The 515-nt window shown below is 51.7% G+C and carries 1 pseudogene; it reads left to right on the forward strand.

Going from position 1 to position 515, the window contains the following annotated elements:
- Nucleotides 1–159: 159 nt before the first annotated feature.
- Nucleotides 160–381, forward strand: a pseudogene (locus MWC30_RS23220) (ATP-binding protein); the annotation flags it as partial.
- Nucleotides 382–515: the final 134 nt, after the last annotated feature.

Below are 515 nucleotides of genomic sequence, written 5' to 3' on the forward strand. Positions count from 1 at the left end.
TGGCTGGAGTCGCTCTAAGGTGCTGAACAGCGGATTCATTTATGTGAAGGGATATGCCGGCGGAAGCTTCAGCAGAGAGCCAAGCCGGCAGGCTCTCAACATTAATGAACACTCAACATAAGTCAACTTATGTGGAGCTTCACATAAGTTGACGAGCTCGGTTATCTTGCCCTCGGCCAACAGGGCTCAAACCTCTTCTTCCAGGTCATCAGCCAAAGGCATCAGACCCGGTCAACCATTTTGACCACTAATCTGCCCTTCGCTGAATGGGGAAAGGTTTTCGATTCCACCACTGTGGCTACGGCCATTGCCGACCGGCTCGTACACCGCTCTCAGGTCCTCATCATGGGAGGGGCCAGCTATCGAAGAAAAAGAAAATGATTCCAGACCATTAAATTTACAGACAAGGTGAGAAACCGACCTCTCCATTATCCAGGCAATCGGTTTCTCCGCCTTTTTTCGCCCTCATGCAGGCGCGACGACGCATACCCTTGTCGTCTGATTGCCATCGGGGA

The sequence above is a fragment of the Desulforhabdus sp. TSK genome, from assembly GCF_022836495.1.
In the GTDB taxonomy this organism is placed as follows: Bacteria; Desulfobacterota; Syntrophobacteria; order Syntrophobacterales; family Syntrophobacteraceae; genus Desulforhabdus.